Origin of the sequence: Pseudomonas sp. SK3(2021), assembly GCF_016772375.1 — a bacterium.
GTDB classification, from domain to species: Bacteria; Pseudomonadota; Gammaproteobacteria; order Pseudomonadales; family Pseudomonadaceae; genus Aquipseudomonas; species Aquipseudomonas chlororaphis_I.
Map to the genome: position 1 here is coordinate 3,451,741 of NZ_CP061943.1, position 15,188 is coordinate 3,466,928.

Consider the following 15,188-nt stretch of genomic DNA (forward strand, 5'->3'; position numbering starts at 1 on the left):
GACACCGTTACATGAGGCGGATCCAAGTCTTCCCGTCAAAGCGCATCACGTCTTTGGTGCCAATAGAGAGGAAGCCTTGCGATGTGCGGGCAAACCGGTAGAACGTGAATGGGATGGCTTGTTCGCCATAGTCTACGGGCGCAAAAATACCGTCCCGCCACTCATACAGCACATGGAGCGTGGCAAGGTACAGCGTGCCGTTCAGTTCGAAGACATCCCAGAAGTCACTTCGGATGCCTTCGCTGTCGATGACCTCCCACATATCGCCACGCCCTCGCAGCAGGGTGCCGATTTGACCGCAGGCATAGACGTAACCATCGCTCGCACAATGCACACCAAGCAGGATGAGATTTGTTGGACTCGGAATTGAGTGCCAGCGAGAGCCGTCATAGCACCAGATTTCACCTTCGTGGCCGACCGCGTAGATCTCGCGTTCGCTGAAACCATCGATCCCTTCAAAACCAACGACGGCGATCTCTCGTTCGATTAAGCCGAAATCAGGCTCTTCTGCGCTGAGCAGTTCTTCGAGCGCCCCTGAGTCAGTGGTCTCGCCATAACCGATTGGTAGTCCGTTATCAAGTGATTCCCAGCTCCTGTCTTCGATGCGCCGATACACTTGGCGGTCCATACCCACGACATATATACGCCCGTCTATCGTTCGTGCGTTGCGCAAGTGACCATTCTTGCCTTGAGCACGATTGATGTTGATATGCGGTTCATCGACCCATGTGCCGGGACAGCCAGAGCGGACTTCTCCTTCGTGGCCGATGATTACCAGCTCCACGGCAGGTTGGGTGACCCAGCACACGGCGCTTGCTGTCCACCGCAGGAGCTCGATGGGCCATCGGCCCTCAGGCAGCGCCGCTACTACGGTATGTGGCACCTTTTCTTCCATCAGTTGATCGTCCCCAAGCAGGAACACTGCCAAGTCGGGCTCGGCCTCAACGCCGGTCCAGAAACTAAACTCATCGGTCAGGCCGGTCATCATTTTCCCCCGTTGCGCGCAGCGATCCTGGCATTGGCGGCATTCCACTGCTTTTGAGAGTCTAAGTTGTGGTGGGAGTTCAGCGTTGGTTTATCGGCAAGGTCCGATTCCTGGATTCCCATGGCTTTGTGTCCAGCGACGAGTTGTCCATATATGCAATTAGGATCACAACTGGCGTTAGGGAAGGTTTTGCGTAGTTCCACTGCGCCAACGGCTGCGGAAGCCCGTATAGAGAAGGGCGACTTGCCCGGCCACTTCTGGGCCCGCTGGGTCCGGCGTTCGTGGCCGATTCCATGTGTCCCGATGTGAAAGGTTGGGCCGTCCACGATGGCTGTTGGTGCCTGACTCTTCTTGTAGTTTGGCAAGGAATTGACCGTCGCATTTTCAACCAGATGGTCGCCGGTCTGCCTCTTACACTTGACCTTCTTGATCTTGTTGAAAGGAATCAGCGCGCAACGTAAGGCACGGCGGCAGTCATTCGACTCGATTTCTTCGGCGTACTGCATATATAGGACCCGTACATCGTCAGATGCTTCGTTGTGTGCAGGGGAGTTCTCTCCGTCTCGGTGCTTGGCCTCGCTACGCCGGTTCTCTGCCTTTTGGATCTCCTTCTCAGTGTCTTCGGGACACGTAGCCTGCACCTCCCATGGATTGCATTCTGTCTCGATGGCATTCTTGTTCTGTGCACATCGCGTGATGTTCCCCATTTCGGCCAATGCCGCATGAAGCGCAGCCGGTGCACCAGCTGGTTTCGAACCGTGATTATGCGTTGTGAGGTCCATGTGGCGCACGATGTTTTTGCCTTCCACTTTGACGTTCATCGACCAAGTGATGAAATACGCCTTTCCCTTGATCTTATTCGTGATGACGTTCTTCTTTGGCGCCCGGCCTGCCTCGTCACCTGTGCTTTTCTTGAAATAGCTTTTGTCCTTAAGCATGACCTCCTGGCGGCCGATCTTCACCGACTTCGATCCGTTCGATGTGGCAGATGCAAAGGCGGTATTGGGGTATGGGATCGGCACGCCTAAGGGCGTTGCGGCCGTTTGCGGTGGGGTAAAGCACACATCGGGGAATGAGCAGATCGACTTGCCGCTTGATGCTTTGCAAGACACTTCACGGCCGTTTGCGTAGACATGTTTTGTCATCAGTATCTCCTTTACTTCACACGGTTCGATCGCTCAGGCCCGCAGCCGCAGTTTGCCGTCGACCTGCAAGTCGACATCGTCGCCGATCAGGCGGACCACCAGCCCCTGGCTGGAGCCCTGGACCTCTATCAGCGGGTTGCCCCGGGCATCGGCGATGCGCACGCACTGGCCGGAGGGCACCGTGATCGTTTGGCTCGCTTCGCTCGGGGGCGCCTGTATTGCGCCGGGGCAGGGTGGCTCCAGCACGGCGACCACCAGGGCTTCGGGCCAGTTGGCGGGCTGCTCCAGGAGGCCGCCCCGTCAGGAACTGGAAGCCACGCCGAGTCCCATCGGCGAACGCCCCCGGTCCCTGCTCGGCGAAGTCTTCGATACCCATCATCCCGAGCTGCCCGGCTACGTGTTCGTGCGCTGGTCGGTGGGCAGCGAACAGGTCGCACGATGGCTCGAATGCGTCCGCGCCGTGGTGCCGCAGCGCGGCGACCGCGGCGTCCGGCTGCGTTCCAGCAGGTCGCGCAGGGACGCGACAGGATCTTCCTTGGCGGTTTCGGAGGGCAGGGGAGTGGGGGTGGGTAGCATGTCGGTCGCCTTCTATTGGGTTCCGCCCGGAGGGAACGGAAGGTCAAGTCATGGCGCCGACAGCGGGAACTGGTGCCGGTGGGATAGCGAGGGGATGACGTTCTCGACAGGGTTACTGGGCCGAGCGCCTGGGTTCCATACGAACGCGCCCGCACATCACGGGCTCGTTGGCATTTCGCACGGCGTGTGGAAAGGACTTGAAACTTTCGGAGAGACTCAATGGGGAGGGTCAGCCAATCTGCCAAACGCCGGTAATTTCCGGCGAAACATCCTTTGCATTTGGCTGAACGATAAAGAAGGTTATCGACCAGCGTGTCCACTTTGAATAATCCGTCATTCGCAGCGATTGATTTCCATTAGTGAGAAACGGTAGCTCAAGGCGAGGTTTGATTTCAAACAAAACTGAATATAACGATTATTTATCGATGAGCCGTTGGTGTGTGATATGTGGAACTCGTATGTATTTCACATTTAACATGACCGGGTAGGGGACTTTGCTTTTTTGTTTTTTTGTTTTCTTATTTATTTCAATGAGTTGCAGGTATCAAAATTGCTGCTCGCTGGATGTTTTCATGAAATCGAAGAGCAGGTGAAGCGAAATCCGGATGACGTCTTATGGCCAGCATTCTGATTGCTAATAATGCTTTTACATTGACACTTATCATGAGTGCTTATTGCAAAACAATCTTTCAATAAATGAAGTCATCCAGGCATCAAGCGAACTGCCGGCCAGTGAGTTACTTGATTTGGTCCAGGCGGAACTGCGAGCTAATGGTTTCAGCATATGTTGCGTCTAAACACGAAGTAATCTGGACTGATCTTGGAGAGCCTGCAACAGGCTCTGGTGCGTGCTCACCACGCAAGTCACGCACCAGGCCCGTCTGAATAATTACCACTGGCCGCTTATGAGGCAGCCGACGATTTCCCAACCACTGTATTCCCACCAGGAATATCGTTCATCGGAGCAACTGAACAGATCGGGCACTTGCGCAGTGTGGCGCTATGAAAGCCTACTACCGTGCTACCTCCCGCACAGTCGCTCAACGGCACTATTGACAAGCTGGTAAAAGCCTGGGTTTTTCTGTGGGTGGGCCAGCAGTGTTGTTCCTGGGGACGGCATTCAAGTGTGCAGCGGTAACCCGCCGCAACACCGTGCATGATTACGAGAATGGAGGCGAGGAGATCTGTGTCCTCAAAAACGTGTGTGGGTGCCACGACATCTTTCTTCACCCACTGGATGAATTTGATAAAGGGCGGATCGAAGCTATCCTCACCAAGGACAGTGATCTTAATTATTTCCAAATACGCGTTAAATATCTGGGCAGGAGCCAAGAGACATGACAGGGGAAGATCTGATTAGGGCTATAAACAATAACAAAACACTCATGGAGTTGAATGATTGTCCTTCTGTGTCAGTTCAAATGGGCTGCGCTGTTTATGGGAAGGTGCAAGATGACGTTGGAAATGATGAAATTACAAATAACGGGAGCATGAAGTACCAAATCGATCAGGCACTTTTATTTCGTGGTTTGCACTCGGAGACAGCTGTCTGGCACTTTAGTACGGATAGTCCGGAACCAAAGGTTCATCACTTTGTCGTTATCCCTTGGTTCAAGCAGTCAGCCGGGACCGTGTATACGGTATTTATGGCCTACGAGAAAAAATACATGGTGGTTAATTATGTCGAGCATAACAATCCAGCTCCTGGCGAGATTAAAGGCTACAAGACGGTTTGGACGGCAAACGACCTAAGCACCATGCTCTCTGACTTACTAACCAAGAGTAACGCCTGGGAAGAATACTTCGGTAACGTTGGACCAGCTCAGGCAAATAAAATCCGCTACTTTAAATACAAAATAACAGCACTAGACTCTGCAGTTTCCAACGTGAATCAATACAGAGAGCTCTGTCGGTAAACTACTTGACCATCCTGGCGAGGTCTCACGCTTGGCCGCGGTTACCCAAAGCCCACCTTAGTGATTCGATGTGCAGGTGGGCCTCGGCCAGCAGCTTCTTGAGTTTGGCATTCTCTGGCTCGATCTTTTGCAGACGTTACGAACTTCGAGAGATACCGCGACGTGTTCACCAACAACCGGTATCCGTACGAGTCAAGCAGCTGGAAATTTTCCGATCCAGTGCCGGTGAAGTTCTGGATAGGAGCAAAGGACTCAGGATCTGTTTGTCCTGGATTACCTGGATTACATTGCTGAGGTCCAGACGCGAGTCTGCGGCAGAGTGATCGAGGCCGGGCTTCAAATCTGCCGCCAACAACCCCCGAGCCTCCATATATGTATACGCATAATGTATATTATGTTAAACGACAGGTCATGTCATAGATGTTCATGAGCTACCTAAGTCGCTGATTCGACAAAACCGCTTCTGACGTTCACTCTCTCAACGGGCCATGTACTAAATGTTCATGGTGCACCTTTGAATGAGGGTCTTCCAGTGAAGCTGGTTCAGAGCCGTTTCTCTTCCGGTCAGCGCGTTCCGCTACTTGTGCAGGATGGTCAGGCGGCGCCATTGCCCAAGCTCGTTCCATTCATCTACGTCCAGCTCAAGCTCAGGCATCGTGCATACAACACAGCCGCAGCGCACCTACGTGCTATCCAGGCCTTCTACTTTTATGCCAAAAGCCGAGATCTGGATATCGATGAGGCCATCTTGGCATGCCACTTTGAGGCGATTCTGGATTTACTGGACGGTTACGCCATCTGGCTCCAAAGCGGCCGTCAAGCCGATAATCTGGTGGCCCGAATCGGCAAAGCTACGACGGCACCTTTTCCGCAGATCGATCCGCGTACCCGTGACCAGTACCTGCGGTTGCTTAAGCGGTATCTTTCCTGGTGTGTCACCCGTTACATCCCTCGCGCCCGCCAGAACTCGACCATCCTGGCTAACATTGAGGTGGTATTTGCAGATGTCGCCGATGTAATTGAGCGGCGCTTTGAGAGCCATATCATCAATGCTCGGCCCGACAGGACTCGCTACCGCAGCCTGACAGATACGCAACTTCAGATCGTTCGTACACTGATTCGCCCCGACGCCGTGGACAATCCGTTCCCGGAACGTGTGCAGTTGCGCAATTGGCTAATGATTGAATTGCTGTTGGAGACTGGTATCCGACGCGGTGAGCTTCTGAAGCTCTACACCACGGATATCAATCAGGGGTCACAACATGCCTATGTCAGCGTCAATGATCGCGAACATGACCCAGGTGACCCGCGCGCTGAAGAGCCTGCGCTGAAAACGCATGGACGGACCGTAGGTATCTCCGCACAGTTGTATGAGGTCTATGAGCGCTATATCCAGAGCGAACGGCGCCCAATGCGTGACGGCAAACCGATGAAATTGCCGTACCGCTATTTGTTCATTTCGGATCGAGGTCGCCCGCTGTCGATTCGCGCGTTGTCTAACGTCCTTGATCGGCTGTTTCTGACCATTGAACTGGCTCGTCCGGGGTTGTTGCCTACACTATCCGCGCATGACTTTCGCCACACCTTCGCAGACCGGTTTTTAGCTTACCTGGTCGAGCAGCGTGGGCATGACCTGGAGCGGGCCACGGACGAACTCCGACGAGTCTGCGGTTGGTCTGAGACATCGACGATGCCACGCCGTTATGCAAGTCGTTATCTAGCCGAGTCGGCCAACCTCCACAATGCCCAGCGTGCCTCGGCAGCCTGGAGCCGATTTGACAGTTAAGGAGGTTAGTTGTGACTAAATCAGTTGGCAAAGATCATGCTTCACCCTCCTCCTCTTTTTCGGGTTATTTGTTCCAAGGGCCGGCTCAGGTCGCTATTCGAACACGCACCAATGATCAGCCACGATACGTCGATACCCGGCTGAAGGTGTGGACGTGGTACGACGGTGGACTCGCGATGAAAGTCGATTGGGCTGCACTCCAATTGAGTTCGGAGCTAATCGAAATAGGCAAAGGTTTTATGGCCTATGCACTTGAGAAATATGCCCCTCGAACCGCGGTAATGTTCGCAGATACCCTACGCATTTTATCTAGTACAAATCTCGCGACCGGACTTCCTTGGGGCCCCCATCAGCTGGTCACTGCTCTCGAGGAACTCAAAAAAACGAGGGCCGTACTTATAGGATTTCGAAGGCTTTACCGATGGGCAATGGATAGAGGAATCAATGGCTTCGATCCAATCACCTACTTAAAAATCAAAGATGTGAAATCAGATCGAGTTGACCCGTATGCGCGAATTTTTCTCTCGCAGTCTGGTTTAGACCTCGATGAGGAAGTTCGATTGCTCAAACGCATTGAACGAGAGGTTTCACCTAACTCTTGGGAGGAGGCCCAGTTCAATATAGTACTTCACTTAGGTTTCGAACTCGCACCACGCTCGATTCAATTTCACTCGCTTGACATCGCGGATTTTGAGTTCATTGAAAGCGCTGATAATGAGCGGTACTACACCCTGTGGCTACCCATGGCCAAAAAGGTCGGGCAGCGCAGACCTGAGCGACGGCCGCGCAAAGTCACCTTCCGACTGGGTGAAAAAATCTCACGCCACATCTCGGAAATTCAACGCCAGTTTGGCAGCGACTGCGGACCATTATTTGTCAGTCCTAATGGAAAACGTCTGTCAGTTAACGAAATCGGTATAGGCCTCAAACATGAACTGCGTGAAGCAGGGATAGACAAGCCTAACCAGGTAACTATCTTGTTGCGTCATCACCTCGGGCAAGGTTTGGCGGACCAGGGAACACCGGCAGACATGATTGCCGAACTGCTTGGCCACAACAGCACGGTAGCGGCGCGCGCTTACGTCACGGCAACCCCCAGCATCGCCCGGATCAAAGAAAAAGCACTCGGCAAGAGTCCCGCCTATCAACGCATTATGCGCAGTCTCTTGACCGGAGAAGTCGTGCAACGCCGCGATACCGCTGCCGAAAGAGCTATCCGTGGCGTGATCGACACACAGTACATCGGAGACATCGGTGCATGCGCCCTCCCAGTTCATACGCACTGCCCCTACAACCCCGTCTATGCCTGCTACACCTGCAAAAAGTTTCATCCCTTTGCTGACGGCCGCCATGAGCAAGTGAAAGAGGCACTACAACGAGAAACTCAACGGTTCATTGACATGGCAGAACAAGCCGGAGACCTCATTCACAATCGGCCTCTCGCACAGCATCAAACAACCATCCTGGCAGTAAGCGCTACCATCGAGCGCTGCCGGCAGCACACAGAGGATGCCACAGATGACGCCATCTAGAGCAAGGCTGAATCTCGACGGCCTCATTAAACAGGAACAAGTGATTTTTCAGTCATTACCGATTCCAACCCCTTGGGAGTCAACGCTATGGTCGGTCGAGCATTGGCTGCCGCAGCGCTTAAAGCAACAGACCATAACCTTTGAAACTCACCGACAATCACTTGAAAAGAATGGCTATTCTGTTCCTCCTAAAGCTGCCCTCCCCTTGGGTTTCCAGGATTTTTGCAAGACATTAATCGTATATCTACAACGCACCCGAAGCCTGAAGTTTTCGATGGTCGCGGCCTACAATATTGCCGTACGCCGGCTTTACAATCCGTTGTTTGAACGACGCGTATCCGACCCTACACAGCTGACGCGGGGCGATTTCGACCGCGTCGTAGAATTTCTCCGAGGGAGTGGCTACAAGAACCTTTACGACGCGATCTCTCATCTTCAGGTAATAGCGGATACGATCGATAAACTGCAATTAACCGAGACCGCCATCCACTTTGTACATGACGTAAAACCAGAGAAACGCCGCCACGAGTACATCTCATTGCACGATCCTGATCGTGCGGTAAAACAGCGTAAATCTGATGATAGATTGCCTTCTCGTGAGGCGATGGAAGCATATGCCCTATGTTCGAACAACCCACTTAGTGACGGCGAAGAAATTTTGCTGCGCGTGATCGATTTATTGATCGCGACTGGGCAACGAGGTAATGAAGTAGCAGTCATTCCCTATGATTGTTGGGTCGAAAGTCCGATCAAAGGGACCACAGGAGAAGTAGTTGTAGATGCCAATGGTAAACCTCTGGTCGAATGTGGGATTAGGTACTTTGCGGAAAAGCAATTTCAATCCCGTGTTCATTGGTTGGCTGAAAGCGACGTTCCTTTAGCCAGGCGAGCGGTAGAGAGATTGAAGACGCTAACCGAAGAGCAGCGAGAGATTGCCGCTTGGCAAGAACTCAACCCAGGACGTATTTGGAGCTACCCTCCTCAGTCGGTGATCTCCGATGCAATGGTCTTGGATTGGCTAGGTTTTAGCGAAACAAGGAGCGCAAACAGAAATCTATACCTTTTCCTCACACGCAACGGCGTCCATCCGTTTGACAATGAGCCAGATGAGAAACGAGGACGGTCGTTAAAGCGACGCTACGTCGCGGGGGAGATTGAACGACTGATCGTCCCGAAGCTCCGCGGGCACGCGGTACTAACAGAAAATGTCGGGGGAGAGGTTCGTATCGTACTTAGAACCAGCGAAACGCTTGCCATCGCGTTCGACGGGCAATTTCGTTTCGGTGGACGTGAGGCAAATGTGTTTCGTGTGGTCCCGCGTCGGGTCACCATCGTCGATATCAATCACGCGTTAGGTGACGATGAAAAATATGCGTCCATTTTTTCGCGTCGTTTATTAACCGAATCCGACGGCACTCCGATTAGGTTAACAAGCCACCAACCCCGACACTGGCGAAACACTATTTACCATCTGACCGGCATGAGTGATGTTCAGCAAGCACTGGCCTTAGGGCGAAAACGCCTCGACCAGAATGTCTACTATCAACACACGAGCATTGAGGAAAACACTGCTGCGCATCACGAGTTCTTGGCGTTCAATAGCCATCACGAGCGCATCGATTTTCTGCATACAGGCATAAGAGATAAACGCATTCAGGGCGCGTTGACCGACAGTTACCATGCGTTGCTGTCAGATAAAGGCACGACAACTGCAGAAGCATTCCTCACCGTACACGCCACGGCGCTGCATGTGACACCCTTTGGAGGCTGCATTCACGACTTCTCCCAAGCTCCCTGCCCTAAGCATCTTCAGTGCTGGAATGGCTGCTCGCATCTCCATCTGATGGGCACTCCATCGGAGCGGGCCAACCTTGAGAAACAAGCCGAGAATCTGGCGATGGCAATCACCATCATGCGCGATGTCGGCGCCGGAGAGGCAGGCAGCGATGTATGGCTGGCGGACCAGGAAGACAAACTCAACAATTTAAAATCCGTCCTCGCACGCGATACCAATGTAGGTGTGCAACGCGTGTTTCCAAATGGGCATCCAATGACGGTTGCGGACACGGACAAACGACACAGTTCGGTTTCGGATGATTAGAGGCGACCATGGCGCAACGACAGATCTTGAGGGGCGGCACCTTGGACGAGGCTATCGACGCCCTCCTCGCTCAAATGATTAGCTTAGGACTGGAGCTCGCGCCTATTTCACGCCCCGAAGTGCAGCGTCGATTGGGCCTGACTAGCCGAGCTACCTTAGTGGGGGACCGTGGGAGACGAATCGAGTCCGCCCGTATCGCACAACTCAAGGAGAGTGGCAGAGATCCAGATGGTGCCCGTCGCCGAAGAAGCCTCGAAGAACGTATTGCTAATCTTCAGGTGGAGAATGCTGACTTGATAAAGCAGCGAGACCAGCTCTATGAAGCACTTTCGGCAATTGCACACAATTGTCTGCTGAAAGGACTGGATGTCGAAAACATACTGGCTCCATTGAGAAAGCGGTAAGAGGCAGAAAGGTTGCCAACGCCGCTAACTGACGCGCGACCAGGCAAGATTGCCTAACGCGCTAGCGTATCGAAGCTGCTGTTAACCGTTCGAGCGTGTTGATCTCATGCTCGCCGAGATACTGGTCGGGCCGAAAAAATGATACGAAGATTTTGTAGATCGGATGTGCTGGCCCCCAGAGCCTCAGTGTAGATATGCCCTCCCTCCAGGCTATACACGTAGGCCGCCTCCTTACTGAGGTCATCCACCGTTTCGCGCACCTCTAACAGCCTCTCCATCTTCCACCCATCACTTCCGTTCAGATAAGTCGGTGAAACCAACTGTACATCCAACACCCAGATGTCTGCTCCTTGTTCATTAAGTAACTGCTCAAGCGCTGAAATGCTGGGAAGCATAACCATGCTAGTCAACGCTTCACTGCCTTGTCGTCGACCTACTTTGACGTAAAACCAGGGGCAATGAGTGGTCTGCTCAACGTACTGCCAGTACTGGGTAGAGTCATCCCCCAGGTACGCGTCGAGGAAAATCTGTGATTGTTTGTGAGTGATAAACATAGCGCCACCCCAAAAGTGAACACTATAGATTGTAGCCCTATAGAGTTCGAAAAGGCTTCATCGTTCCTTTTGCGAGATTGGCAATATGGAACTGAAACAGGCATTTGGCTCAGCTCTGAAACAGCTGAGATCGAAAAGGAAGCTTTCGCAGGAGGATTTTTCCGACGTCAGCAGTCGTACTTATCTCAGCACCCTAGAGCGTGGTCTGAAGAGCCCTACGATCGAGAAGGTAGACGAACTGGCATCTGTATTGGACGTTCATCCGCTGACCATCCTCGTAGGCTGTTATCTGCTTCAGGACAATCCGATCTCCCTCGACGAACTGTTTTCCCGAATTCGAACGGAACTGCCAAGCGAGATGAAATGAACATCTGACGGATTACGTTCCATAAGCAAAGGGGATCAACGGAAGACTGTGGGTTGTAAGGCTTGTGCTAGCATCCAATTTGATCCGAAGATCGAGGTCAGCAGCGATGAAGCACCCAGTAAAGCCGGAAAATAGCCTCTCTGAAATTTTGGAAGGTAAACGGAAACGCCGTGATGCGTTAATGCTTGCCGTTAGCCTTGCTTCGCCGTCCGAGCTAGAAGAATCTGCTCAGCGTTTGAAAGAGGTGATGAAAAAACCTGCTGGGGCGCGACGTCAACGCGTTCCTCCACCAGAGTTCGCACGATAGGCAAAAGTTCGATTTCTACCCTCCTTAAATAACAGCGCTACCGCGTCGATCGCGATGCTCCAATTGCTCGATGAAACCGACTCCGGTGGTAGCACTGATGTTCAAGAAACAATCATGAAATGGCTGCTGCCCGCGCGCGTGCAGGACGATGTCTACTGGCCAGTCATCACGCTAAATGAAAGTGGTTACGCTGACGAGCTGTGGCGCAAAGCGTTCCAGATGCCGATCGAGAAATGCTATTTGGCCTTTCCCGCGAACACTAGGCCTGGGGATTTCGTCCGGTGATTGCAAGACAGGCTGTCACCAGCTAGCCCTTAAATGAATGGAGTAAAAGGGCCGACCAAGTTTGTCGACCTCATACGGTCTTCTATGCCACGATAATGCACTAGACAATTGAGGTGGACATGGCATGGCTTTCAGCGATGACAGCGGCGGATTCGCTTTTTCATGCACGGACGCAAAGATGTCCATTGGCGCGTCGACATGGGCTACGCGTTTGAGTCAAATCAGCAAAGCCACCGGCGAAATCTTGATCCTGACCCGTGGTCTGCCTGATATAGATTACATCACGAAAATTCTGGATAAGCGGCCCCGAGACATCTGGATAGTGGCGCACACGGATTCCACTACTGAGGCTAAAATCTTGAAGGTAGCGAGGCCCTGGCTCCGAATCGCAGTGCACCGTGACATAGGTGCAAAAGCCGTTCTGGTGGCGCCTGATACCGTCTGGGTCTCTAGCAGTGACTTTGGAAAGGCCGGCAAGCTTGAATCAGGGGTGGGTTTTCACTCTACCGAGCTATATATCCGGACACGGTCGCAGCTTTTCGAGAGCGCGTGGGAAGAAAGTCATGAACTCTAGAGCAGAGTCGATGTGTTGAGGGGAAGGTGTGCGCTGGATCGAGCGCAAGCCAACCTAGCGACTTCCCTGCTATTACCCTCACCTGCCAAGCTTGCGCTTCTGAAAATATGGCTGCGGAGACTCAGCGCAGTGGCGACCACCGATTGGTAATGCGAAGTCCTGGTGATCACCAAGGACGCATGTTGATCAATCGTTCCTTGAGCTCCGGCACCAGGAATGCGAAGAGCAGGTTGAACTGGAGATCAGGCCGATATGCTTCATCCCGATCCTTGAATCCAGTGCGGATTATTGCACGTCGCTTTGCCCAGGTACCTTTCTTGTCCTGCTCGACCAACAACTCATTCTGCTCAAAGATTTCCAGCGTCCAACCGAACTGCAGCAGAAAAGGTTTGTAGGAATCGAACGCTTGGTTGCTGACATTGAGCAGGCGCTCGAATCGGTAGCCTATGGGCCGTCCGTAGCGCGCGCTCAACACGATGGATACTGCCCCTTGGAAAGGATCTGTCCAGTGGAAGTTCGGGAGCTTGACAGTTGGATACGCAATTGCCATCCGCTCACGTAGAGCGACCCAGCGCTCTCTGGATTCTGGCGTGTCCTGCCTGCCGTACTCCATCCAGAAAGAATGGAAATCACGGCGTAACACGTCAGTGTTGACCGATGCCTCCAACTCCTCTCTCTGTGTCTGGTAGTCGTTGTAGAACACGACCTGCTTCTCCGGACTGAACGTCAGCTCGTCCAGAAACACTTCAGCCCGCCTCCATTCATTGATTATGGTACGGCCGATCAATCCGGGTACTGCGTACCAACAATCAAATGCCATGCGACCGGTATCCCGCGATCGCGCCAGCGTCTGATCATTGACGATGAATACGTTGAGGTGGTTCAGGAAGAAAATGTCCTCCTCTGCTGTCTTTGTTGATCTGGGATCAAAATTCTGGAATACCCAGATCACCGATCCACCATTGGCCCGATAAAACTCCCTTCGCCCGACGATCTCGGTAAGGAAAGTTGTCGACAGCTGTACCTCGAACGCGATGCGTTCATCGCCCCTGGCCACTTGTACGTCTGGCTTGCGCCAGGTAGCACGTTCGGCAACGGCTTGCCCTTTCCATACTTTCTCGACATGGGGCTCGCCGCATGACCGGTCGGCAATCAAGCTGTCGCGAATGATCCCTTTGAGCCGGATATGTGCCTGGCTCTCTTTTTGCGCGTTGTACTTGATCGCAGTAATCTGGGCAGGGCTGAGCTCACCTTTGGTGGAGATATCGCACTTGATGAGCCCTTCGATACTCGGGTGATGTCGGAAGTGAAAAAAACGATTCTGGGTGCGAACTAGCAAAAGTGCTGCGCCGCACAGCTGGCAAACTAGCCAGGGCTTGTCTCGATCTAGTAGGAATCGCGACGCCAGCTTCGCTCTGTCCCGTATGACCAAAGACAATTCGCGGGTCAGGAAACTGCCCATTTCGATAGGCGCCGCGCTGTCCAGATCCATAACGTCTGTCAGTTTCATCTGCTCGGTGGGCTGAGCGTATTCCAAAGTGCGCACGAGGTGCCTCCAGCATCATCGCAGCGCTCGCTGCAATGCAGACCATCCGTTGATTCGGCTCCAATTCACTCACGGAGCACCGACCGACTTTCACCCTACCGTGACTTCCCAGACTTGGGTTGAAAGGTGTATTGCCCGTTTGACCACAGCACCTGTCCGACATAGTGGGAAATGGCTAGGCGCTCCTTGAGAAAATCAGGTGCATCGCCCTCCATCTTATGTTCGATCACTTCGTTGTTGTAAAAACGTAGCGTCCTGGAAAAGGCATAGAACATCGGCCTGGGCTTCATGGATTTGGGATTTTCATACAGAAGGCAAAAGGCATTGGGGAGCGTCCAATGCCCGGTTAGCTTGTCCTTGTCCTCGACCGATTTGTGGCGATGGTACAGATTGGTCAGGACGACCAGATCGACGTTTCCGTAGCGCGTGACATCCACAAAAGAATCGTCGGTGAATAGTCCCTGCTGGCCAGTCAGATAGCCTTCCCATTGCTGCATGTCCCACGGATCATCGCATCCGACGACGAGTACGTTGTACTGGCTTTGGTCTGCCGCATCAGGGAATTTCCCATGGGCGTCATATAAATAGTCCTTCAGCTTGTTGTCCATGTGGAGACCTTTCGCCAGGGTGTTACCACCAATGGCAAAGGTCTCTTGAAGCTGGGCAACTGCGTTGTTGTAGTCTGAGAGTCGTCCTATCGCCCGGATGATGAACTCGCTACCTGAGTCGATCTCATGCTTGGTCGTATAATCAGCACACTTCACCTCGACATTGAATTTGTACCCTTCGCTGCGAAATGAACAGTCGACATCACGAGGTGGCTCCACGCTGTCTTCGTAGACGAAATCACTGGGAAAATTTAGGGCGTAGTGAGCGCATACGGTGAGTTCGACCGCCGACTGTAGATATTGATACTCCGCCGGCGCTGGATCTTCCAGGCGAAGCTTTTTGTACACCAGCGCCTCAAATTCGCGCTGGCTGAGATGCTTCCCAATGCATTCCAAGGCAAGCACCATCTCTCGCCGATATTCCCCGGGGGGAATGAAGGGATTGCAAACCGTCACGTTTAACTGTTTTCGGGCGGCGGAGGGGTTACCCATCGCATTCTCC

14 protein-coding genes are annotated in these 15,188 nt (G+C 53.0%); 8 read left to right on the top strand and 6 right to left on the bottom strand.

The genetic code is table 11. From position 1 onward, the window contains the following. Positions 1-7 precede the first annotated feature (7 nt). The 3 genes from IF690_RS29015 to IF690_RS15480 are packed head-to-tail and all read right to left on the bottom strand — an operon-like array spanning position 8 to position 2,310. Positions 8-985 carry a hypothetical protein gene (locus IF690_RS29015; RefSeq protein WP_252189479.1) on the bottom strand — a complete coding sequence of 326 codons (978 nt, stop codon included), beginning with the start codon at positions 983-985 and terminating at the stop codon, positions 8-10. Continuing rightward, positions 985-2,130 (bottom strand): DUF4150 domain-containing protein, encoded by a 1,146-nt coding sequence (locus IF690_RS15475; RefSeq protein WP_202696334.1) that lies wholly within the window; start codon positions 2,128-2,130, stop codon positions 985-987. Before IF690_RS15475 ends, IF690_RS29015 begins: the two co-directional genes overlap by 1 nt. A 33-nt stretch (positions 2,131-2,163) precedes the next feature. Further along, entirely contained in the window at positions 2,164-2,310 is a 147-nt protein-coding gene (locus tag IF690_RS15480) for a hypothetical protein (protein WP_202696335.1), read from the bottom strand. A gap of 1,733 nt (positions 2,311-4,043) precedes the next feature. Here IF690_RS15480 and IF690_RS15485 point away from each other — a divergent pair. From IF690_RS15485 to IF690_RS15505, 5 genes are all read left to right on the top strand, one after another. Further along, complete coding sequence (locus IF690_RS15485; protein WP_202696336.1) at positions 4,044-4,622, top strand: hypothetical protein; 579 nt, start codon at positions 4,044-4,046, stop codon at positions 4,620-4,622. Between the two features lie 532 nt (positions 4,623-5,154). Continuing rightward, positions 5,155-6,408 carry a tyrosine-type recombinase/integrase gene (locus IF690_RS15490; protein WP_202696337.1) on the top strand — a complete coding sequence of 418 codons (1,254 nt, stop codon included), beginning with the start codon at positions 5,155-5,157 and terminating at the stop codon, positions 6,406-6,408. A gap of 11 nt (positions 6,409-6,419) precedes the next feature. Then, positions 6,420-7,940 (top strand): site-specific integrase, encoded by a 1,521-nt coding sequence (locus tag IF690_RS15495; protein WP_202696338.1) that lies wholly within the window; start codon positions 6,420-6,422, stop codon positions 7,938-7,940. Next, a complete protein-coding gene (locus IF690_RS15500) occupies positions 7,927-10,041 on the top strand; it encodes a hypothetical protein (RefSeq protein WP_202696339.1) in 2,115 nt (704 codons plus the stop codon). The genes IF690_RS15495 and IF690_RS15500 overlap by 14 nt, the downstream gene beginning before the upstream one ends. A gap of 8 nt (positions 10,042-10,049) precedes the next feature. Further along, entirely contained in the window at positions 10,050-10,445 is a 396-nt protein-coding gene (locus IF690_RS15505; RefSeq protein WP_154905936.1) for a hypothetical protein, read from the top strand. A gap of 104 nt (positions 10,446-10,549) precedes the next feature. Here IF690_RS15505 and IF690_RS15510 read toward each other — a convergent pair whose 3' ends face one another. Beyond that, a complete protein-coding gene (locus IF690_RS15510) occupies positions 10,550-10,999 on the bottom strand; it encodes a hypothetical protein (protein ID WP_202696340.1) in 450 nt (149 codons plus the stop codon). Between the two features lie 85 nt (positions 11,000-11,084). Here IF690_RS15510 and IF690_RS15515 point away from each other — a divergent pair, with 85 nt between their 5' ends. The 3 genes from IF690_RS15515 to IF690_RS15525 all read left to right on the top strand — a co-directional run bounded on the left by IF690_RS15515 (position 11,085) and on the right by IF690_RS15525 (position 12,532). Beyond that, the gene (locus tag IF690_RS15515) at positions 11,085-11,366 is read left to right on the top strand and encodes a helix-turn-helix domain-containing protein (protein WP_202696341.1); all 282 of its coding nucleotides are present in this window, start codon (positions 11,085-11,087) and stop codon (positions 11,364-11,366) included. A gap of 421 nt (positions 11,367-11,787) precedes the next feature. Continuing rightward, a complete protein-coding gene (locus IF690_RS15520) occupies positions 11,788-11,958 on the top strand; it encodes a hypothetical protein (RefSeq protein ID WP_202696342.1) in 171 nt (56 codons plus the stop codon). A 124-nt stretch (positions 11,959-12,082) separates the two neighbouring features. After that, the gene (locus tag IF690_RS15525) at positions 12,083-12,532 is read left to right on the top strand and encodes a hypothetical protein (RefSeq protein ID WP_202696343.1); all 450 of its coding nucleotides are present in this window, start codon (positions 12,083-12,085) and stop codon (positions 12,530-12,532) included. Between the two features lie 166 nt (positions 12,533-12,698). Here the strand turns inward: IF690_RS15525 and IF690_RS15530 are convergent, their stop codons facing one another. Then, complete coding sequence (locus tag IF690_RS15530; RefSeq protein WP_202696344.1) at positions 12,699-14,078, bottom strand: DUF6035 family protein; 1,380 nt, start codon at positions 14,076-14,078, stop codon at positions 12,699-12,701. 95 nt (positions 14,079-14,173) lie between these two features. Beyond that, complete coding sequence (locus IF690_RS15535) at positions 14,174-15,178, bottom strand: hypothetical protein (protein WP_202696345.1); 1,005 nt, start codon at positions 15,176-15,178, stop codon at positions 14,174-14,176. Positions 15,179-15,188: the final 10 nt, after the last annotated feature.